The organism is Collinsella sp. CLA-ER-H4 (assembly GCF_040092395.1).
Taxonomy (GTDB): Bacteria; Actinomycetota; Coriobacteriia; order Coriobacteriales; family Coriobacteriaceae; genus Collinsella.
The window spans coordinates 18,545-40,219 of the sequence record NZ_JBBNLQ010000008.1 but is presented as its reverse complement, the minus strand read 5'-3'; the positions used below and the strand labels follow the sequence as shown (position 1 = coordinate 40,219).

Genomic DNA, 21,675 nt, shown 5'->3' with positions numbered 1-21,675 from the left:
ATCCAAAAAGTTAAAGCTCGACGGTCACCGAAGCGGGATCCTCCCCTACCAGCTCGGACAGCATGGGAAGTGCCACGGTGAGCGTCTCGAGAATCGTTCCGTTGTTGGAGAAACCGGCGGCAGCGGAATGTCCGCCTCCGCCAAAGGCAGCAGCGATCTCGGACACGTTGAGGTCGCCCTTGGAGCGCAGGTTGCCGCGCACCTTGGTATCGCCCTCAATGCCCTTCAGGAACAGGCAGACCTCCACGCCCATCACCGAGCGCACCACGTCAACCAGGCCGTCGCACTCATCCGAGGTGACACCACAAGCCTCAAGGTCACTCTGGTACGCGTAGCTATACGCCACGCGCCCGTGGGCCACCGTCTTAATACGGCCCATAACGATGGACTTGAGGTGCAAAAACTCAACGCGCATGCTCTGATATACCTCGAGTGCCACACGCGCCGGATCGGCACCGTGAGCAACCAGTCGCGAGGCCGCATGGAACGCAGCAGCATCGGCGTTTTGGTACTGGAAACGACCGGTGTCGGTCACCAAGCCGCACAGCAAACAAGTCGCGACGCCATCACGGGCGACAATGCCACAATTGTCCAAGAAACGGTCAATGATCATGGCGCAGGCTGCAGCTTCAACGCGCCTCAGACTGAGCTCGGCAAACTCCTCACGCGCCGGATGGTGATCAAAGCAAACCACATGCTTGGAGCGGCGAAGCACCTCGGCCGAGTTGTTGAGACGCTCGACGACCGGTACGTCCACCGAGATGAACAGGTCCGGATTGCCAGTGTACGCAGATGCCGGCACCAGGCGATCGGAGCCTTCCATAAAGCGGTAGATACGCGGAACCGGGTCATCGTCTGCCAGCAGCAGGGCAATGTCCTTGTTGGGGAAAAACTTCATGAGCGAGAGGCCCAGACCCAGCACGGAGCCCAAGGCATCGCCATCGGGAGAAGTATGTCCCGAAATCGCAATGGAGGACGCACCCTCGATGAGCTCGAGGATGCGTCGCTGAATATCTGCAGACTCGCACGAGGCGAGGTCGGCGGAATTAGTCATCTAAAGCTGCCTCCTGCGCGGCATCCGCTATCGGATAGCCGTCCTCGTCCTTTTCGATCGCAAGCGTGGCGGGAACGTTTTCCAGCGCACGCGTGATGCGCTCGACCTCATCGGTCGAGCGATCGATGCGAAAATCGAGCTCGGGCGTAACACGCCAATCGAGCGAGCGAGCCAACAGGCTGCGAATACGGCCCTTGGCGCTTGCGAGCGCCTCCATGACCTCATCGTAGCGGCTCGCATCGCACGACACGTACACACGCGCGAACGAACGGTCCACCGCGACCTCGACCGCGGTCAAAGTAACTAGGTCGAGACGCGGATCGGAAACCTCAAAGAGCAGGATATAACCAAGCTTCTCGCGAAGCTGCTCGCCCAGACGGCGGGTTGCCTGCGTTTGCTTCATAGCGCTACCCCCTACTCGGTACGGGCAACCTGGTCGATGCGGTAACCCTCGATCTGGTCGCCGGGCTTGATGTCCTGGAAGTTCTCCAGGCCAATGCCGCCCTCGGAACCGCTCTTGAGGCTCTTGGCCTCGTCCTTGTAGTGGCGCATCGAGGCGATCTTGCCGTTGAAGACCACGATACCGTCGCGCACCAGACGCACGGAATCGGTCGCGGCGATCTCGCCCTCTTCGACGCGGACACCGGCGGCGATACCGACTTTGGGCACCTTGAAGGTGTCCAGGACGGTCGCGGTACCCGTGGCGACCTCGACCTCGGTGGGCTTGAGCATGCCGATACGGGCGGCGTCGAGCTCCTCGAGGCACTTGTAGATGACGTCGTAGCAACGGATCTCGACGCCCTCGCGCTCGGCGGCGGAGCGGGCCTTACCGTCGGGACGGACGCCAAAGCCGATGATGATGGCGTTAGAGGCGTCGGCCAGGACGACGTCGGTCTCGTTGATGGCGCCAACGGCGGAGTGGATCGTGTTGATGCGAACCTCGGACTGATCCATCTTGTCGAGCGAGTCCTGAAGGGCCTCGATGGAACCCTGGACGTCGGCCTTGATGATCAGGTTGAGCTCCTTGACCTCGGCGTCGGCAATGGTCTCGAAGAGGTTCTCGAGCGTGACGTGCTTGACGCGGCTCTGCTCCTCGATACGGGCCTTGAGCGAACGCTCGTCGGCAAGGGCGCGAGCCTCGCGCTCGTCCTCGAACACGCGGAACTCGTCGCCGGCGTTGGGCACAGACTGCAGACCCAGGATCTCGACAGCGTCGGAGGGACCGGCCTCGGTGACGGCGCGACCCTTGGGGTCGAGCATGGCGCGGACGCGGCCGTAGGTAAGACCAGCGACCAGCGTATCGCCCACGTGCAGGGTACCGCGGGTCACAAGCACGGTAGCGACCGAGCCGCGGCCCTTGTCGAGCTTGGCCTCGAGGACGTTGCCGGAGGCAAAGGTGTCCGGATTGGCCTTGAGCTCGAGCACATCTGCCTGGAGCAGCACGGTCTCCAGAAGGTCGTCGATACCGATCTTCTGCTTAGCCGAGATGTTGACGAACATGTTCTGTCCGCCCCACTCCTCGGGGATGACGCCGTACTCGGTGAGTTCCTGGCGCACACGGTCGGGGTTAGCGCCGGGCTTATCGATCTTGTTGACGGCAACGACGATGGGTACGCCGGCGGCCTTGGCGTGGTTGATCGACTCGACCGTCTGGGGCATGACGCCGTCGTCGGCGGCGACGATCAGGATGACGATGTCGGTCACCTTGGCGCCACGGGCACGCATGGCCGTAAAGGTGGCGTGACCCGGGGTATCGATAAAGGTGATCTTGCGGTCGTTGATCATGACCTGCGAAGCGCCGATGGCCTGCGTAATGCCGCCCGCCTCGCCGGCAGCAACGCCGGTGTGACGGATGGCGTCGAGCAGCGACGTCTTGCCGTGGTCGACATGGCCCATGACGGTGACGACCGGGGCACGCGGCTTGAGGTCGGCGGGATCGTCGTAGAACGAGAAGGTGTTCTCCTCCTCGGGGGTGATGATCTTGATCTGGCGGCCCAGGTCGTCGGCGACGAGCTCGACGAGGTCGTCGGACATGGACTGCGTCATGGTGAGCGGCGTACCCAGCAGGAACAGGCGCTTGATGATGTCGTTGGCCGGAACGTCGAGCGCCTCGGCAAGCTCCTGGACGGTAACGCCCTGGGAGACCTTGATGGCGTCGAGGTCCTCGGGGTTCACGCCCTGGGCCAGCGCCTCCTCTATCTTGCGCTCCTCCTGAGCCTTGGCAGCCTCGCGTTCGCGCTGCTCCTTGCGCTTCTTGCGGCGACCGGTGGACTCGCGAGAGGCCTCCTCGACGGCAGCACGAGCCTCCTCGAGCACCTTCTCGCGGCTGTACTCCTCGGCCTCGCGAGCCATGCGGCTGTAGTGGTCCTCTTCGTTGTTGTGACCGCCCTTGCGCTTCTTGCCCTTGCCCTGCTTATCGGGGTTGGGGAAGTCCATACCGGCAGCGACGTTGTTGCTGGCGTTGGTGCGATGGCTGTGCGGACGGCTCTCAGAGGCGTTGCGCTCGGAGTTGTTGTCGGAAGCGTTGCGATCGTTACGACGGCCACCGCGGCGGTCGTTGTTGCCGCCACGACGGTTACCGCGCTCGGCGGCGCGCTCGGCCTTGGCCTTGTCCTCGGCGTCCTTCTTCTCCTTGAGCACGGTCTCCTGTGCGGCGATCTGGTCGAGCAGCGAACGGAAACGCGAACCGGAGTCGGAAGCGGGAACGGCGCGGCGCTGGGCCTCGCGGGCAGCCTCCTCCTTCTCGCGGGCAAGGCGCTCCTGCTCGGCCTTCTTCTTGGCCTCAGCCTCGGCACGGGCGGCCTCCTCGGCAGCCTGAGCTGCGGCAAACTGGCGGCGCTCCTCCTCGCGTGCCTTCTCGGCGGCGATGCGCTCGCGCTCGGCCTCGGCGGCGCGTGCGGCCTCCTCGGCGGCAGCTGCCTGCTCCTCGGCCTGCTTGGCAGCCTCGACTTCCTGGGCGCGGGCCTCGATCACCGAGGCGAGCTGCTTGCGGACCATGGCAACGTAGGCGTCCTCCAGGGTGGAGGAAGCGGACTTAGCGGGAATCTTCATATCGGCGAGATGACCCATCAGTTCCTTGGAGGTCATGCCGAACTCTTTGGCCAGGGTGGACACACGGACTTTTGCCATATGACTTCACCTACCCTTTCTGGCACCTTGGGTGCCTAGAGACTGAACGAGCGTGGGAGACGCGCCGGGACCCGCCCGGCGCGACCGCGCGCTAGATCAGGTCCTCCGCATTATCGAAGGCGTCGGTGTCGTGGACACCGCAGAAACGGGAGCCGGGACGAGCCTGGTTGCGGCACTGGATGCCGTCCTCGGACACGAACTCGCAGCGGCGGACGTTCTCGTCCTCCTCGTCACCGATCAGGTCGGCGGCGGGCTCCTCGTGAACAGGAACGTTCTTGAGGATGTCGGCGGCAAGCGTCTCGGACTTGATGTCGATGTGCCAGCCGGTCAGGCGCGCGGCGAGGCGGGCGTTCTGGCCCTCCTTGCCGATGGCGAGGGACAGTTGGTCGTCGGGCACGATGACGCCGGCGTAGGCCTTCTCCTCGTCGATGAGGACGCGGGTGACCTTGGCAGGCGACAGGGCGTTGGCGACGTAGACGGCAGGATCGGCATCCCACAGGATGACGTCGACGCGCTCGCCGCGGAGCTCGCCCACGACAGCGCGAACACGGCTGCCCTTGGGACCGACGCAGGCGCCCACGGGATCCAGACGGTCGTCGAGCGAGTGGACGGCGACCTTGGAGCGCTGGCCGGGCTCGCGGGCGATCGACTTAATCTGGACGGTGCCCTCATAGATCTCGGGCACCTCCTGCTCAAACAGACGACGCATAAGCTCGGGGTGAGTACGGGAGATAACAATCGGCGGACGGCTGTGCTCGCCGCGAACCGGCTGCAGGTTGGAGTTAGGGTCGCGAACGTCGATAATCACGGCCTTGATGTGCTGGTTGTGCAGGTAGCGCTCGCCCATCGGACGCTCGTTGCGCTCGTTCTCGTAACGGCGCTGATCGAAGTGCGGCAGCTCGGCCTCGACGCCCTCGCGAATCTTGACGATCGTGAAGTCGGGCGTGGACTGCAGCACGGTACCGCTGATGAGGTCACCGATGCGGCCGGAGAACTCCTCGTAGATCTGCTCGCGGGCGGAGTTGCGCACGATGGCATTGATCTCGGCCTTGGCGTGCTGGGCAGCGATGCGGCTCGTGTTCTTGGGGGTGACGTCGATCTCCTCGAACTCGGTGAAGTTGCCCTCCTCGTCCATGGAATCGTCGATCGGCTCCAGGCGGTAGACGTAGATCTTGCCGGTGGTGCGGTCGATGGTCACCTTGGCGCCCCACTCAAGATGCAGGATCTCGGCATAGCTCTTGGCGAGCGACTGCTCCAGGCGGTCGATCAGGTAGAGCTGGTCGATGTGCTTCTCCTGGCAAAGCTCCATCAGGGCGGACATCATGTCGGATGCTGCCATCTTACTTTCCTTCCTTCGCGGGCTTGAAGTCGTAGGTGGGCTTCAACTTGCACTTTTTAACATCAGAGAAATCGAGGGTAACGGACTCTCCGTCCTCGAGCTCGAGGGTCACGTTCATCTCGGTGGCGGCGGCAATCTTGCCGGCGTACTTGCGACGGCCCTCGGTGGCGGTGGAGGTGAGCTCGCAGTTCTCGCCCACAAAGCGTGCAAAGTCGCACGGACGGCGCAGCGGGCGCGCCATACCCGGGCTCGACACCTCGAGTGTATAGCTCGAAGAGATGGGATCGAGCTCCTCAATCACATCGCCGACCCACTTGGTGTTGGCCGTGACGTCGTTGAGCGACAGGCTCTGACCCTCGGCACCCTCGATACGTACGCGCACGCAGGGGGCCTTGGTGGCACCCACGAGCTCGACGTCGACGATGTCGATATCGTGCTGGGGAGCGACAGCCTCGAGCGCGTCGATGATCGCCTGCTCGGTCTTGGTCTTGACCATTGCGGCACCTCCATCCATACAAAAAAGAAGCGGGGCCGAAACCCCACTTCTTTCAATTACAACTTCATTTGCAAGCAAACTATACCAATAGCTGCGGAAACGTGCAAGCACAGTACGAATCTGCAGGTCAGCGTGCGCACAGCTTCTCCACAAGAATAGGACAATTGGCCGAAGGCACCTAGGCAGATACATGCAAAACGAGGGACGACCCAACCGGATCGCCCCTCGTCTTTTATGCGCCAGTTAAGCGCGCAGTGCTTACTTGACCACCAGGTTGACCAGCTTGCCGGGCACGCAGATGGCTTTGACGACCGTCTTGCCCTCGAGCCACTTGGCGACGGCGGCCTCGGCGGCAGCCTGCATATCCTCATTGGAGGCATCGCGGGCAACGTCGACGCGGCCGCGGACCTTGCCGAGCACCTGGACCACGATCTGCACCGTGTCCTCAACGGACTCGGCCAGGTCGAACTCGGGCCAGGCGGCGGTGTAGGCGTTGCCCTCGCAGCCGAGTGCCTCGTGCCACAGCTCGTCGGCCCAGAACGGACAGATGGGGGCAAGGACGCTCACGATGTCCTTGGCCACGCCGTAGCACAGCGCCTTGTCGCGGGCGGTATCCTCGGTGGCGTTGAGGTAGGCGCTCGCCGCGTTGACGAGCTCCATGACGGCCGAGATGGCGGTGTTGAACTGTCCGCGGTCAAAGTCCTCGGTGCACTTGGCGATGGTGCGGTGACGCTCGCGATAGAGCTTCATCGCAACCTCGTCGAGCGCAGACTTGTCGAAGGCCACGTTGGCGTCGCCGGACTGGACGAGCTGCCAAACGATACGCCAGGCGCGCTTGATGAAGCGGTTGGCGCCCTCAACGGCCTTGGGATCCCAGTCGAAGTCCTTCTCGGGCGGAGCGATAAACAGGATCGCCAGACGCATGGTGTCGGCACCGTAGGGCTCGATGACCGAGCTCGGGGGCACGACGTTGCCCTTGGACTTGGACATGGTGTCGCCGTTCTCGTCCTTGACCATGCCCTGGCACAGCAGGTTGGTGAAGGGCTCGTCCACGCTCAGCAGGCCAAGGTCGCGCAGGGCCTTGGTAAAGAAGCGGCTGTAGAGCAGGTGCAGAATGGCGTGCTCGATGCCGCCGATGTAGTTATCGACGGGCATCCAACGGTCGGCGGCCTCACGGGAGAAGGGCAGCTCGGTGTTGTGCGGATCGGTATAGCGCAGGTAATACCAGCTGGAGCAGGTGAAGGTGTCCATGGTATCGGTCTCGCGCTTGGCCGGGCGACCGCAGACCGGGCAGGTGGTCTCGTAGAACTCCTTGCACTCGGCGAGGGTCTCGCCGGCGCCCAGGTCCAGGTTCTCGGGCAGCGTCACCGGCAGCTGATCCTCGGGCACGGGCACGATGCCGCAGTGCTCGCAGTGGATGGCCGGGATGGGGTTGCCCCAATAGCGCTGGCGGCTGATGAGCCAGTCGCGCAGACGGAACTCGACCTTGCGACGACCGCAGCCCATGGCCTCGAGGTCGGCCACGATGGCAGCCTCACCCTCGGAGTGCTTGCCGCCGCGCATGCCAGTGTACTTGCCGGACTGGACGAGCGTGCCCTCGGCAGCGTGAGCGCAATCCCAGTCGACGGTCTCGGCATGGAAGGTATCGATGGTCTCGCCGCTGGCCTCGACGGCAGCGCGATCGTCATCGTCCAGGATGATCGGCACGATCGGCAGGTCGTACTTACGGGCAAACTCAAAGTCGCGCTGGTCGCCACAGGGAACGGCCATGACGGCACCGGTACCGTAGTCGGCAACGACATAATCGGCAACCCACACGGGGACCTTCTCGCCGTTGACGGGGTTTACCACATAGCGGCCCGTGAAGGCACCGTGCTTCTCGAGGGTGCCCTGGGCACGCTCGACGGCAGAGATATGCTTGGCGTCCTCGACGATCTTAGTGACGGCCTCCTCGTACTCCGTGCCCTCGACGAGCTCGTGCAGGCCGGCGTACTCGGGAGCCAGGACAAAGAAGGAAACGCCAAAGAGCGTATCGGCACGCGTGGTGAAGACGGTGATCTTACCCTCGTCGCCCTCAATGGGCTCGCCATCCTGGTCGCACAGGGTAAAGTCGACCTCGGCGCCCTCGGAGCGACCGATCCAGTTGGCCTGCATCTGCTTGACGCGCTCGGGCCAGCCGGGGAGCTTCTCCAGATCGTCGAGCAGCTCCTGGGAGTACTCGGTAATCTTGAAGTACCACTGCTCAAGGTCGCGCTTCTCGGGTTCGGTGCCGCAGCGCCAGCACTTACCCTCGGTGACCTGCTCGTTGGCCAGAACGGTCTTGCAGGTTGGGCACCAGTTGACCGGGTTCTTCTTACGATAGACCAGGCCCTTTTCCCACATCTTCTCAAAGATCCACTGGCCCCAGCGGTAGTAGTCGGGGCTGCAGGTCTTGACCATGCGATCCAGATCGTAGGAGAAGCCCATGCGCTTCATCGTGGCGAGCGCCTGGTCCATGTTCTTATACGTCCAGGCGGCAGCCTGCGTATTATGCTTGATGGCGGCGTTCTCGGCGGGCAGGCCAAAGGCGTCAAAGCCGATGGGATGCAGCACGTCGTAGCCGCGCATGCGGGCCTGACGGGCCATGGCATCGCCGATAGTATAGTTGCGCGCGTGGCCCATGTGCAGGTCGCCCGACGGATACGGGAACATCTCGAGCACGTACTTCTTGGGCTTGCTGTCGTCGGTGTCGACGGCAAAGAGGTTGGAGTCCTCCCAGGCCTTCATCCACCGGGACTCAATGGCCTGCGCGTCGTAGGCAGGGATCTCGTCCTTATGATCTGTGCAATCGCACATATCAGCTCCTTTAATCTTAGCTGGGGTCGGTCGGCTTAGCTTTATTCGCTACTGCGGACAGTCCTGCGCAAGACGAAGAGCACATTTAGTGCTCTTCTTTGCGTGCGGAACTTGTAGCGAACAAAGCTAAGCCGCCCGACCCTAAGGTTGACTCGACTGATAATAGCAAATACGACAAGCGAGATGCCTGCGACTTGCAGGCATCTCGCTTTATCTAAATAACGTGGTTGATACTCAACCTTTATGTGAGGCTCTAACCTTATCGATAAGAGACGGACTGTTGAGAGTCCTTCACGACTACGTCGTGGGCGCCGCCTTCGACGATGGAGGTAGAGCTGACCAGCGTCAGGCGAGCCTTTTCCTGGAGCTCGGGGATTGAGAGGGCGCCGCAGTTGCACATCGTTGACTTGACCTTGTAGAGCGTACCGCCCACGCCGTCCTTAAGGGAACCGGCGTAGGGAACGTAGGAGTCGACGCCCTCGACGAAGCTGAGCTTCGCGGCGCCGCCCAGGTCGTAGCGCTGCCAGTTGCGGGCACGCGCAGAACCCTCGCCCCAGTACTCCTTCATGTACTGGCCGTTGACGTTGACGCGCTCGGTCGGGCTCTCGTCAAAGCGGGCGAAATAGCGGCCCAGCATCATAAAGTCGGCACCCATGGCAAGGGCGAGCGTCATGTGGTAGTCGTAGACGATACCGCCGTCAGAGCACACGGGCACGTAGACACCGGTCTCCTCGTAGTACTCGTCACGGGCGCGGCAGACGTCGATCAGCGCGGTGGCCTGGCCGCGGCCGATACCCTTGGTCTCGCGGGTAATGCAGATGGAGCCGCCGCCGATACCGACCTTGATGAAGTCGGCGCCGCAATCGGCCAGGAAGCGGAAGCCCTCGGCGTCGACGACGTTACCGGCACCGACCTTGACGTCCTCGCCGTAGTTGGCGCGGATCCACTCGATAGTGCGCTTCTGCCACTCGCTGAAGCCCTCGGAGGAGTCGATGCACAGAACGTCGGCGCCAGCCTCGATGAGCAGCGGCACGCGCTCGGCATAATCGCGGGTGTTGATACCGGCGCCGACCATGTAGCGCTTGTCGTTATCGAGCAGCTCGTTGGGGTTAGTCTTGTGGCTGTCGTAGTCCTTGCGGAAGACGATGCCCATCAGGTGATCGTTGTCGTCGACAATGGGCAGGGCGTTGAGCTTGTTGTCCCAGATGACGTCGTTAGCGACCTTGAGGCTGATGTTCTTGTCGCCCACGATGAGCTGCTCACGCGGGGTCATAAACTCGGAGACCTTTGTCTGGTGATCATCGCGGCTGGGGCGATAGTCACGGCTGGTGACGATGCCCAGGAGCTTACCCTTGGGAGTGCCGTCGTCGGTGACCGGCATAGTGGAGTGACCGGTCTTCTCCTTGAGCTCGATGACCTGCTCCATGGTCATGTCGGGGGTCAGAGTGGAATCGGACTGAACGAAGCCGGCCTTGTGATCCTTGACGGCCTTGACCATAGCGGCCTCGGACTCGGCGCTCTGGGAACCGTAAATGAAGGACAGGCCACCCTCGGTAGCGAGCGCGACACCCATGTCGACGCCCGAGACGGACTGCATGATGGCGGAAACCATGGGGATGTTCAGGGTGATTGCCGGCTTCTCACCGCGCTTAAAGCGGGTTAGCGGCGTCTTAAGAGAGACGTTGTTGGGGATGCACTGCGAGGACGAGTAACCAGGGACCAGCAGATACTCCGAAAACGTGTGGGACTCACCGGGAAAGAACGTAGCCATGTTTCTCCTTTTTCCATGCGACCGGTCGGCTGCAGGCCTCGTAGGACCCAGCCCAACCTTGGGCGCCCAATACTGGGGAAGTATCTTAACGCACTTTGACTGCTACAATGCATGATTTAAGAAGAGCACACGAGGGTTTGACGCAGGCTTTGCGTTTGCCCAGCAAACACTTTAGCGGGAAGACGTGGAGCACATGGAGTACAAGACGACGGCAAAGTTGGTCATTCAAGCGTTCGACAAAGATCTGCCGGGCGTGTTTGGACACGGCTGTGTCTTGCTGCTGCAGGGTATCGCCCGCGAGCACTCGCTCAACCGCGCCGCCAAGAGCATGGGCATGGCGTATTCCAAGGCCTGGCGCATTGTAAACGAAGCCGAAGGCCAGCTGGGCTGCAAGCTCATCGAGCGCGACGGCGCCCGCGGATCCACCCTCACCCCCGCCGGCGAGCGAGCCATAGCGGTCTACGAGGAGCTGCAGGCCGACATCAACAACGTCATCGCCACCAAAGCAAACGACCTCATCGCCAGCATCAACGCAGAGTAGTCCTTTTGGGCTGAAATGTTGTCCACTGCGCCCTCGGATTGAGGCTCGCGCCACAAAACGGGCCCATCTACTACGTTTAGTTGAATACCCTCGACCATACCGGACATTATGAAATTAAAACCGCTGGTAGACAGCTTGGTAATTTTCAAAATAGGCGGGTATGGTCGACCCCTATGGCTTAAACGTAGTAAATAGGCCGTTTTCGTGGCACAGGCCCCGATTAGCTATTTGCGGAGGGCGTTGTCTAGGGTGGACGCTACGACCAGGGGGTTGTCGGTGCCGGCAAAGAGGCGGATGGTACTCCCCTGCTTGCCACGCGGAGCCGAAAGGCGCGTTGTTGCGCCGCCGGCGGGCGATGTGCGGAACTCCCCCGGCAAAGCATCGAACAGCTCGCCCGCGCTGCATTCGATAAGGTCAAATTCAACTGCCGGGCCAAAGCCGTGCTCGAGGATTCCCGTTGCAACCGCATGGTCGGGATGCGAGCTCAATCCGGGGTAGCGCACGTCGCGCACCATCTCGTTCGCAACCAAATATTCAGCCAGCGCACGGGCGCGATCGAAATGCGCCTGCATGCGGGTATCGAGCGAGTCCAGCCCACGCTCCAGCACACCGGCCTCCTCGGTAGAAAGGTCGAGTGCCAAAGCACCGCAGCCTGCAAACAATACGTGCGCGCACTCGGCAGCAGCATCTACACGATGGCGCTTGAGCTGCGAGCGCGCCACCGAAGCGGCGACCAACTTGCGCGGAGCCTTACCAGCGCACACACGGTCGAGCGCCTCAAGTGACAGCACGGCACCCAAGCGCAACGGATCGCACCCAAAGACACCAGCCACGGTGTTATCCACCACGAGCAGCGCATGAGCCTCACGCGCTGCGCGGCCTAACGCACGTAGATCGGGAACGCGCAGACCAAACCCGCCGATGGAGTTGACGAACCACCACAGGTGCGGCCCCTCGGCATCAAACGAAGCATCAAAGCCCTCGGACGCAGCAGCAAACGCCTCGGCGGACGGCGAGCCCACCAACGCGACATCGCAGCAATCAAACCCGCTCGCAAACGCATCGGCAAAGTCGTCCGCAAAGGCCACCAGGCGGTCACCGGGACGCACAATCCCCAGCTGCGACAGCGCTGCCGGCACATGCGGGGCCGCAAGCAACCGCGCCTCACGTGCGCCGGTCCTCAAAGCCCAGGCCTCTTCTAGCTGCTGTACGCCCATACGGCAACCTCCTTTCATTAACAAAAAACCCACAATGCGGGTGTTCCCCGCATCGTGGGCAACGGCTGCAGTATAGCGCCGATATGCGACGAATCGCCTAGATGTTGAGCGTGTGGTAGGTCACATTCGCGCCCAGAGCGTCAACGGTCACGCCATAGGACTCGGGATAGATGCGCGTCGAAAACACGAGAGAGCCATCGTTCACAAACACCTCGACCGACGAGACATCGCCAACAATGCGCACGTTACGAACCTCGTCGACGGGCTCCCAGCGCACGGTGCGACCACAGCCGGCAGAAGCGCGACCCTCATCGGTAAATCGCATCTCAAAGCGCGCGGGCAGCTCGCCATTGGCGGGCACAAACGCCAGCTTCAGCTCGCCATCAACGGTCGCGGTAAATGCGCCGTCGACACCGCCAACAACAACGTCAAAGCAGGTATCGCCGGCAACCTCCAACGAGCCCTCCCCCACACGCACCGAGGCATAATGGCGCTCGATCTCGCGCGCCGGCCGCTGCAGCACCACGCCGTCGGCACCGGCTGAAAGCTCACGCGGCACCGTCATGCAGTGCTGCCAGCCGCACACCACAGTGGGGTCGTTGCCATAGGTCGGCTCATCGGGCATGCCCATCCAGCCGATCAAAATGTGGCGACCATCCTCGGACGTAAACTCCTGCGGAGCATAGAAGTCAAAACCGGCGTCCCACAGACGGAACTCGCCCAGCTCATAGGCGCCGTCACCACCGGTAATGTCGCCCGTTACAGGCATGTAGCCAGCAGCGTATACGTTGCCGCGGTCCCAACGGCCGCCCTCAAGCCCCTGGGGAGAGAAGGACAGCCACTTCGCCGGCACACCACCATCCGCCTCAAGCTCCAGATACCCCGGGCACTCCCACATAAAGCCAAAGCGCTCGGACGTAGAAACACGGCTCTCAAGCTCCCAGCTCAGCATATCGGGCGAGCCATACACCAGGATCTCGCCCACATCGCGCCCGGCACCCTCGCCGTGCATGACGCAAAATCGACTATCTACATGCGGCCCATCCACGCGACGACGCGCGCCCAGCACCATGTGATAACGCCCGTCCGCGTCACGCCACACCTTGGGATCGCGCACATGGCAGGTCAAATCCTCGGGATAATCCTCGGAAGCCAGCACCACGCGCTTTTGGCTAAACGTCTGTCCATCGGCGCCCTCGACATAAACAGTATCGGCGCGGCGGCCGGTATTGATGTAGTCGTACGTGCCGTCCGCATCGGAAAGCTTAACGTTGCCCGTATAGAGCACGCGAATGCGACCGTCCTCGGCAAGCGCGGAGCCCGAATACACACCGTGGCAATCGAACGGCTCGTCGGGCAGCAGCGGAGCGCCAACATAGTCCCACGTCATAAGATCGCGGCTCGTCGCATGGCCCCAGGCCTTAACGCCGCCCTCGACATCAAACGGCGCATACTGAAAATAGGCATGGAACACGCCACCCGCCTGGCAGAGACCGTTGGGGTCGTTGAGCCAACCCGCCGGCGGCATAATATGGAAGTGCTGGCCATACACGCCATGACCGCACTCAGAGGCGGCGGCGTCAACAGCGGCAACCAACTTTGCAAGGTCGCGACCAAGTGCATTAGACATATCAAAGTCCTAACGGATCGAAAGTAACAAGGCACCAGAGATCGGCACCAGATACGGGAAACGCCCGCGAGCATACGACCCGCGGGCATCCCCTCAATCAAAAGCTCTTAGGCCTGCTCGGAAGCCTTGGGCTCGTCCTTGTACAGGACAAACGAGATAGCAAAGGAAACCAGCGCGGCGACCGCAAACATGATCGCGTACTGCACGGGCTGGGCCAGGCACAGCAGGATACCGAAGATACCGGTAACGCCCGTGCCGGAGGCAGCCAGCGAAGTGAGCGCGCAGACCAGGGCACCGCAACCGCCGCCGATGCAGCCGGCGATGAAGGGCTTAAAGAAGCGCAGGTTCACACCAAAGATGGCAGGCTCGGTAATGCCCATGAAGGCGGACAGGGCCGAAGGAAGCGCCAGACCCTTGATCTTGGCATCGCGGGTCTTAAAGGCAACGGCGAGCGCGGCACCGCCCTGGGCGATGTTGGCGGCACTGGCGATGGGCAGCCAATAGGTCACGCCATACTGAGCGAGCTGGCCCAGATCGATGGCGGTGTACATCTGGTGGATACCGGTAACGACCGTGGGGGCATAGAACAGGCCGACGATAAAGGAACCGATGCCGAAGGGCAGGGTCAGCAGGGCCTGAATCAGACCGAGGATGGCGTTCTCAGCCCACACAAAGATGGGGCCGACGGCAACGAGCGTCACGAGCACGGTCACGAACACGGAGACGAGAGGAGTCACAAAGAGGTCGAACATCTCGGGAACGATCTTGTGCAGGCGCTTCTCGAGGAAGGCCAGAATGGCACAGGCGATGACGATGGGGATCACATGGCCCTGATAGCCGACCCACTCAAAGCTGTACACGCCGGGGATGACGGTGACCATGGTCTGCACGCCCTCGGAGGCAACCGTGTAGGCGCTCTGCAGCGAGGAGTTGATGAACGCACCGCCGACGACGGCGCCCAGGTACGGGTTGGCGCCAAAGGCCTTAGCCGCGGAGTAACCGATCAGGATCTGCAGAATGCCAAATGACGTGCCCGAGACCAGGTCGGCAATCTTATAAATAAAGTTATTGGTGTCGAGCGCGATAAAGCCGTTGGAGGCCATAAAGTTGAGGGCGCTCATAATGCCCAGCAGCAGGCCCGAAGCCACGATGGCGGGGATGATGGGGACAAAGACGTCGCCGAGCACCTTAATGGCACGCATAAAGATGTTCTGCTGCTGCGCCGCGGCCTCCTTGACCTCGGCCTTGGTAGCAGCTTCGACGCCACTGAGCGCGATGAACTCCTCGTAGACCTTGTTGACGGTGCCGGTGCCAAAAATAATCTGGAGCTGGCCCTGGGCCTCAAAGACGCCCTTGGCGCCGTCGACGTTCTCGATGGCCTCCTTGTTGACCTTGGAATTATCGGCAATCACCAAGCGCAGACGCGTGGCGCAATGCGCGGCAGAGACGACGTTGTCGGCGCCACCGATATTGTCGAGCACCTCTTGGGCTGATTTGCGGTAGTCCATGACTTCCCTTTCCTCCAACGGGCGCATCAGCACCCGGCCATCTTTAACACTTACACTGTAATCGATTTCAGTTTCATATGTCTGTAATCGTTTTCATAGTAGGGTGAACGGTAGGAAATAGCCGGCGAATGGTAGTTTTGAGACAAACATAAGGGCTCAGAGGCAGGCAGACGTGCCCAAAATCTAGACATTCATAAGCTGATGGCCGAGTTTGAGCGTCTTGAGACCGCTCTCCCCCTCCACGCCATCGAGCGTGTTGAGCAACATATTGGTCGCCTCGACGCCACTGGTCAGGTAGCCATAATGCACGGTGGGAATGCCGCCCGTCAGCGCGCGCAAAAATGCGTTGTCGCCGAAGCCGCTCACGCGACGCACGCCCTCGCCCATGCCACGCACCTCGTCAAGAGCGCGCAGGGCGCCGGCAGCCATAGTGTCGGTCGCGCAGGCGATAAACGAAACATCGGGAGCGACGGAAAGCAGTTCACGCGCCGCACCATAGCCCGAGTCGAGCGTAAACGAGCCCAGGCGAATCAAGGCGGCATCGAGCGGGTTACCCGCGGCGCGCAAGCCGGCCTCAAAACCGCGACGGCGGTCATAACCGGCCGCGCGGTCCTCTTCGGTAACTCCAATGTAGGCGATCTTGCCGTCCACGCGGCCCGCAAGCGCATGGCCCAGCTCAAAGGCGGCCTCGTAATCGTCGTGATAGACACACGCCGCGCCCTCGACATGTTGGCCGATCAACACAATGGGCACGCGGCACGACTCAATCGCCCGGCGATGCTCGTCGGTGATCATGGTTGCCACCAGCACAATGCCATCGACCGGGTGGTTTTGGAATAAATCGAGGTATTCGAGCTCGCGATCAGCCGCGTTGTCGGTATTGGCAAGCAGCATCTGGTAGCCACGGCGACCGAGCACCTGGCCAATACCGGCGGTAATGCGGCTCACGGATTCGGAGTTGATCTTAGGTACGATGACGCCAATGAGCTTGGTGGAACCGGTGCGCAGCGCGCGAGCCTGGCTGGACCGCACGTATCCGGTCAGCTCGATTGCATGCTTAATGCGCTCGGCCTTGTCCGCCGAGATATATCCACCGTTGAGGTAGCGCGAGACGGCGGCGCTCGAAACGCCCGCAAGCTCGGCCACATCTTTCATCTTTACCACGAGCACCCCTGTCATTGAAATCGCTTTCACCATGATACCCGTGAAGACGGCATACGAACCAAATCGGCCCACCCAGGTCGAGCATACGCCAGCGAGCGGGCAGCTGCCGTGGCGAGGTGCCGCGAAAGAGGAGCGACGCGTACTTCATGTACGCGAGCGACGGTTTGAGCGGCAGATCGCCCGGCAGATGCGTGCGCAGCGTCGAGCGGTCCGGCGTTTGTTAAACGCCGGAACAAAGTTAGCCGTGGTACTCGCCGTTGTACTGGATGAGCGTCAGGTCCTCCACGCCATCGAGCGCGCGAATGGCGTCCGCATAGGGCATGTCAACGCCGTCCGAGAACACCTCCACGGCCATCTCAACCTTGCCACCGCGCATGGTCTTGGACTTCACCGTAAACTTGGTGCGCCCAAATGCACGCACGATATCGTCGCCGGCGGTCTGACCCGTGTAGTGGATGACCATCATGTACACGCGCGCCTTGTCCTGGTGGCTCGCAAAGCCGGCAATCATCACCACAATCACCACTGCCGTAAGCCCCACGAGCGCGTACATGCCGGCGCCTGCCGTAATGCCTGTGGTAATGGCCCAAAAAAGATACAGCAGGTCGAGCGGGTCCTTGACCGCCGTACGATAGCGGACGATTGACAGAGCACCGACCATACCGAGCGAGATGACCACGTTGGTCGAAATCGCGAGCGTGACCATGCAGGTAAGCACGCACATGCCAACGAGTGTCACGGCAAAGCTGCGCGAATATACCACGCCGGTAAAAAAGCGCTTGTAAACGTAATAGATCAGGATGCCCATGGCGAGCGCCACGAGCAGCGAAAGGCCAATCTTGGCAGGGTCGACCTGGCCAAACGCCTCCAAGACGGAGTTTTTAAAAAAGTCCCTGGTGCTCATGGTCTAAATATCCCCTCGGTTCTCAAAATCCGATTCCCAGTAATTAAATCCGCGCAGGTAGGCGGTCTTTTCGTAACACAGGCAGTACTTGGAGACCGCAGTAAGCTCGGCCGCTCCCGGCGGCACCATATCACGCACCAGCTGCGGGCAAAACTCCGTAAACTTGACCTCCATCACCAGCTTGCCGGGCTCCAGGACCGGCAGCGCGGGCAGCATCGCGTCAAAGATATCGAAGCTTCCCACCGCGGCACGCACGTTCATGTCAAACGTTATGCGCACAGTACCCTCATCCATCACCCACGGCTCGCGCTCGTAGTCCACGATGGTCCGCGGGCGCATCATGTTGCAGATGCACTCGATGTAGAACTCGCGGCAGAGCGGATAGGGGCTCCTCAGCAAAAAGCCGTAGTCGCCGGCCAGAATCTGCTCAAACTCGCCGCGCGTGAGCGGCGCGTCCTCCTTGTAGATCCAGCTGCCGTACTTCTTTTTGCGCTCGAGCTTAATCACCTTGTCGCTGCCGTTATAGATGCGCACGCGATACTTTTTGCGCATGAGAATGCCGGCGTCTTTTTCCTCGTAGGCCGAGTTGCAGTAGTCGTCAAAGTACAGGCTGCGAATGGTGTAACCGCCCGCCCGCGCATGCTTGTCCAGCTTAAACACCGGCGCCATGCGGCAGGCCAGCGCAGCGTGCTCGCCCTCGTTGATGAGGTACTTGAGCTCATGGCGATAACGCTCCTGCGTGGTGCGCACGGGAGGTGCCGCCAGGCGCTCGAGAAGCGCGCTAGCCCTCCTCATACGTGTCCTCCACGACCCTACCGCCGTCTTGCACATAAAAACACTTCATGCCGTACTGTTTGCCGCCGTCGGTCACATAGTAGTCAAACGCATCTTGCGTATAGCCGTCGGAGTTGGTGGCGCGCACGCGCACAAAATACTGGCCGGCATCGGGCGCATCGCACGTTACCTCCGGCAGCAGCACGTCCTCGGCCTTAAAGACCACGTCGCTTATGGCATAGTCGCGCGCAAGCTCCACGGTATAGCGAATATCGCGCGCCTTAAAGTCGTAGGACGCATCCCAGTTGATGCGCAGCTTACCGTTATCGATCTGTGGCACGCCAATGTAGAACGGCATGGGCTTTTTATAGCTCTCGCGAAAGCTCTTATAGTTCTCCTCGATCTCGGAAGGAATCGCCGCGGTGATCTGCTCGTATTGGTCCTTGGTGACGGGCAGATGGTCGATATCGGGCGAAGCAAAGACCAGCGATTCAGTAACCTCGCGGTAGTGCTTGATCATCTTGGTCAGGCGAGTCTCGGTCAAATACGAGCGCAAGTCCTTGACGGCACGGTCGAGTTCGCTGCGGAACGACTTGCTGCGCAACGCACGGTTAAACAGCACATTGCCCCAGTAGTTGCTCACGCCGCGCTCCCAGCTCGCGTAGTCCGAAAACCCGGTAAGAGAAAGCTCCAGCTTACGCAGCATGCCGTCGTTATCCCAATCCAAAAAGTACCAGGTATTTGAGTTGAGAGGGCTGTACAGATAGCAGTTACGGTTCTGCGTATCGCAGTCGCCCGTCAGGATCTGAAACGCCAGCCAATAGACCAGATTCTCGGTATCAAAGTAGGTATCGAGCACATCATCGATCTTTTGCGATTCATCGTTGAGCGCATCGAGCATCTCGATGAGCTTGGTGTGGTCCGAATCGCCCTTAATCTCGAGCATGCCCTCAAATTTAGCCTGGTTGTAGTCGGGATCGTCGGCGAGCTTAATGGTGTCCTCGTAGCGATGGAAATCGAAGCTGTTCACCTTATACAGATGCCCGTTCTTATCCAAGCCGTGCGCCTTAAGCGCCGTCTTGTTGAGCTGCTCCACCTGCGTAAACAGGCCGTAGTCCTCAAAGGTGTCGTTGGACTTTTCGGTCTGGTCGCACACCCACAGATGCACAAACTGTGTGCGCAGGCCCATCATCTGGGGAATGCCACGGATCAAATCGTAGGCCATCTTGTTACGAAAGCGCATGCCCTCGCCCATATGCTTGTTGAGCGCAATCGCACGCTGCTGGCGCCACGTGCCCTTGCCCTTTTTGAGCTCCACCTTGTAATTCTTTTGCGAGTTATTGCTCGATGTCTGGCCGCGCACCTGCACGGTGGCATTGGGCGCTTCCTCGCCATAGCCAATCTCGCCGGCCACCGGGCCGTCTTCGTCGCCCGTCTGCAGCAGGCCCATAACCTGATAGCGCGTCACGCCCATGTCGGCATAGTCATACACCGAGTACGTGTTGATCTCGGCCCAGCTGTGGTCGGTGTTCTCGGAGCTGTTACCGCGCGAGACCGTCAGGTACATGGTCACAATACCCGAGTCGTCGTAGACCTCGTAGAGCTCGTCCTTGTCGCGCAGGTGCTTGGACTGGTCGGAGGCCTCGGTCTTTTTAATCTTGTCCTGCTTTTTGACCTTTTTGGTCGAGGAGTCTTCCTGCACCGAGCAGCCCGAAAGCAACAGCGCACCGGCAGCCGCCTCAAACAGGCGACGGCGAGACATCATCCTATCTGTCATCAGAACCTCCCCAATGCTTGCGATACACGTGAACTACTGCGCGCTCAAACGCGCCATATGGCTCACCCTTATGGCGACCTTCCTCATAGCGCTGCTCGGCACGGTCGAGCAAGCGGCCCAGCTGTGTAAAGCGACCCGTTTTGTCGGTCGCCACAATGGGCTGCTGGCTCAGGATACGATACGGCAAGTTGGCGGTATAGGTATCGAGCCGCAGAAGCGCCACGATAAAAAACACCGCTGCACCCAACAAAAAGCCAAAGCCGTAAAACTGCTGCGGCAAAAGCAACGACACGGCAGTCGCCAGCCCGGCCACACCGGCAAACAGCCCCGATGCCATCACGGCCCCCTTGTAGTCGGTAAAGTACAGCAAGATGAGCATCACCGTATTGCCCACGGCATACAGGCCATAGCCCACGCACAGCGTGCGAAAATACCCGTGCATAAGGTTGTTAAAGCCCAACGGTAAGGCCGACAGCACCGTGGTCTCGAGCGAGATGACCGCCGCGGTCACAAACAACTGTTTGAGCGCGCAAAAGCGCAGTTCGCTGTTGAGCGTGGAGAGCATCCCCTCCTCTGCCACCACAATGTCGCCCACCACGCCGCCGTCGTTGAACAGACTGTAGTAGTCGCGGTAGCGTGGATAGAAGTTGACCTCGACCGAGACCACAAAGTTGACGGTCGTGACCAGGATCGTCAAAAACGCGATCAGCGCCGGCACATCGTAGTAGGGCGCACCATAAAACAAGCCCTTGACCTGAACGCCAATGGGACCAGCCCAAATAATCACCAGGTGCGCAAAGAGTCCCAGATTGGTTAACAGGCCCGTGAGCGCCAGCGGCATAAACTGATCGAGCCACTGCAAAAAGGGCCAGGGACTGCGGTCACTCTGCGGAAAATACCGGTACAGCAGTACCACGTCCCAGACGAGCATGACGCCGTAGCCCAGGGCAATTGACGCCAACAGCCCCTCGACCGGCGGCAGTCCCAGCGCCAGCGCGGCCAGGGCGCACAGGCACGTCACGCCAATGGCGGCCGCAAAGCTGCACAGGATGCCGCGGTAATCCTTGATGGCCGTGAGGTAACTCATGCCGTTCCAGTTGACGATCATAATGTTGAACAGCCACAGGCACAGCAGCCCCTGCAGCAGCGTAGCGCCCGAGAACAGCAAAAAGACGCCGTAGAGCACCGTGCCCGCAACGAGCATGATGGCGTTGGAGCCCCAAAACGAAGGCAGGATCTCATCCTCGCGCTCGGCAAACAACATATCAGCCAAAAAGCGCGTGACCGGCATGGAGAAAAAACTCGTGAGCAAAAGCGAGGCCAGCAGTGTGTAGGTCACCATGCACACCAGCAGATCCTGGTTGGCACGGCCCACACCCCACAGACCGCACAGCACCAAGATACCCACCTGGAGCAGCACGCCCAGCAGCATCGGGCCCGTGCACACAATGCCGGCGTAGCCGTAAGCGCGCATCGTGGCAAACAGGCCCTTGCGCCTAAACAGGCGCTTGAGCTCAAAACCAATTCCGGCCACCG

General features: G+C 61.0%; 16 protein-coding genes. 1 reads left to right on the top strand and 15 read right to left on the bottom strand.

Going from position 1 to position 21,675, the window contains the following annotated elements; translation table 11 throughout:
• Positions 1–10: 10 nt before the first annotated feature.
• The 7 genes from AAAX34_RS06570 to AAAX34_RS06540 form a co-directional block, all read right to left on the bottom strand.
• On the bottom strand, positions 11–1,054 hold the full coding sequence (locus tag AAAX34_RS06570; protein WP_349110516.1) for a DHH family phosphoesterase: 1,044 nt from the start codon (positions 1,052–1,054) through the stop codon (positions 11–13).
• On the bottom strand, positions 1,047–1,457 hold the full coding sequence (gene rbfA, locus AAAX34_RS06565) for a 30S ribosome-binding factor RbfA (protein WP_349110514.1): 411 nt from the start codon (positions 1,455–1,457) through the stop codon (positions 1,047–1,049). Before rbfA ends, AAAX34_RS06570 begins: the two co-directional genes overlap by 8 nt.
• 11 nt (positions 1,458–1,468) lie before the next feature.
• On the bottom strand, positions 1,469–4,183 hold the full coding sequence (gene infB / locus AAAX34_RS06560; protein WP_349110513.1) for a translation initiation factor IF-2: 2,715 nt from the start codon (positions 4,181–4,183) through the stop codon (positions 1,469–1,471).
• Between the two features lie 91 nt (positions 4,184–4,274).
• Positions 4,275–5,522: a transcription termination factor NusA gene (gene nusA / locus AAAX34_RS06555; RefSeq protein WP_349110511.1), complete on the bottom strand. Its 1,248-nt coding sequence runs from the start codon at positions 5,520–5,522 to the stop codon at positions 4,275–4,277.
• A 1-nt stretch (position 5,523) separates the two neighbouring features.
• Entirely contained in the window at positions 5,524–6,018 is a 495-nt protein-coding gene (gene rimP, locus AAAX34_RS06550; protein ID WP_349110509.1) for a ribosome maturation factor RimP, read from the bottom strand.
• Positions 6,019–6,276: 258 nt separating this feature from the next.
• Positions 6,277–8,853: a leucine--tRNA ligase gene (gene leuS / locus AAAX34_RS06545; RefSeq protein ID WP_349110507.1), complete on the bottom strand. Its 2,577-nt coding sequence runs from the start codon at positions 8,851–8,853 to the stop codon at positions 6,277–6,279.
• Between the two features lie 259 nt (positions 8,854–9,112).
• A complete protein-coding gene (locus tag AAAX34_RS06540) occupies positions 9,113–10,624 on the bottom strand; it encodes an IMP dehydrogenase (protein ID WP_006234046.1) in 1,512 nt (503 codons plus the stop codon).
• 193 nt (positions 10,625–10,817) lie between these two features.
• Between AAAX34_RS06540 and AAAX34_RS06535 the strand changes: the two genes are divergently transcribed.
• Positions 10,818–11,165 (top strand): LysR family transcriptional regulator, encoded by a 348-nt coding sequence (locus AAAX34_RS06535; RefSeq protein ID WP_349110505.1) that lies wholly within the window; start codon positions 10,818–10,820, stop codon positions 11,163–11,165.
• 224 nt (positions 11,166–11,389) lie between these two features.
• Here AAAX34_RS06535 and AAAX34_RS06530 read toward each other — a convergent pair whose 3' ends face one another.
• The 8 genes from AAAX34_RS06530 to pelG all read right to left on the bottom strand — a co-directional run bounded on the left by AAAX34_RS06530 (position 11,390) and on the right by pelG (position 21,673).
• Positions 11,390–12,382 carry a PLP-dependent transferase gene (locus tag AAAX34_RS06530; protein WP_349110504.1) on the bottom strand — a complete coding sequence of 331 codons (993 nt, stop codon included), beginning with the start codon at positions 12,380–12,382 and terminating at the stop codon, positions 11,390–11,392.
• Positions 12,383–12,479: 97 nt separating this feature from the next.
• On the bottom strand, positions 12,480–14,012 hold the full coding sequence (locus tag AAAX34_RS06525) for a glycoside hydrolase family 32 protein (protein ID WP_349110502.1): 1,533 nt from the start codon (positions 14,010–14,012) through the stop codon (positions 12,480–12,482).
• Positions 14,013–14,119: 107 nt separating this feature from the next.
• The gene (locus AAAX34_RS06520; RefSeq protein WP_349110500.1) at positions 14,120–15,520 is read right to left on the bottom strand and encodes a PTS transporter subunit EIIC; all 1,401 of its coding nucleotides are present in this window, start codon (positions 15,518–15,520) and stop codon (positions 14,120–14,122) included.
• Positions 15,521–15,703: 183 nt separating this feature from the next.
• Positions 15,704–16,675 (bottom strand): LacI family DNA-binding transcriptional regulator, encoded by a 972-nt coding sequence (locus tag AAAX34_RS06515; protein ID WP_349110553.1) that lies wholly within the window; start codon positions 16,673–16,675, stop codon positions 15,704–15,706.
• 247 nt (positions 16,676–16,922) lie between these two features.
• Positions 16,923–17,588 (bottom strand): DUF4956 domain-containing protein, encoded by a 666-nt coding sequence (locus AAAX34_RS06510; protein ID WP_349110498.1) that lies wholly within the window; start codon positions 17,586–17,588, stop codon positions 16,923–16,925.
• 3 nt (positions 17,589–17,591) lie between these two features.
• Positions 17,592–18,383, bottom strand: a complete 792-nt coding sequence (locus AAAX34_RS06505) for a polyphosphate polymerase domain-containing protein (protein WP_271748281.1) — start codon at positions 18,381–18,383, stop codon at positions 17,592–17,594.
• Positions 18,370–20,139, bottom strand: coding sequence for a CotH kinase family protein (locus AAAX34_RS06500; RefSeq protein ID WP_349110496.1), 1,770 nt, complete (start codon positions 20,137–20,139; stop codon positions 18,370–18,372). The genes AAAX34_RS06505 and AAAX34_RS06500 overlap by 14 nt, the downstream gene beginning before the upstream one ends.
• On the bottom strand, positions 20,129–21,673 hold the full coding sequence (gene pelG / locus AAAX34_RS06495) for an exopolysaccharide Pel transporter PelG (RefSeq protein ID WP_349110495.1): 1,545 nt from the start codon (positions 21,671–21,673) through the stop codon (positions 20,129–20,131). The genes AAAX34_RS06500 and pelG overlap by 11 nt, the downstream gene beginning before the upstream one ends.
• Between the last annotated feature and the right edge of the window lie 2 nt (positions 21,674–21,675).